Origin of the sequence: Vibrio sp. OPT46 (genome assembly GCF_015163535.1) — a bacterium.
GTDB classification, from domain to species: Bacteria; Pseudomonadota; Gammaproteobacteria; order Enterobacterales; family Vibrionaceae; genus Vibrio; species Vibrio alginolyticus.
On the sequence record NZ_JADDYG010000724.1, the window covers coordinates 1 to 256 of the forward strand.

1 pseudogene is annotated in these 256 nt (G+C 45.7%); it reads right to left on the bottom strand.

Annotation, left to right across the window (positions count from 1 at the left end):
• Positions 1 to 256, bottom strand: a pseudogene (locus tag IQR33_RS25730) (peptidylprolyl isomerase); the annotation flags it as partial.

Here is a 256-nt window from a genome sequence, read left to right on the forward strand (position 1 = left end):
CGACGATCTACTGTCTCTTGTTCACCAAAGGCAAGATTGTTTTCAGCAAGCACGTTCGTCTTACCTTCTTTCAATGCCGCAACGACTTGTGTTCCAAGTTCCATCGCTTCTTGCTCACCTTTAACACGAGATAGCTCTGCAACAACCTGATCTTTCACTTCTTCTAGTGGAAGAACTGTCTCGTCACGCGCATCTTCAACACGAACAACGATAATATGCTCAGGCGCAACTTCGATAGCTTCAGAGTTTAGGCCAT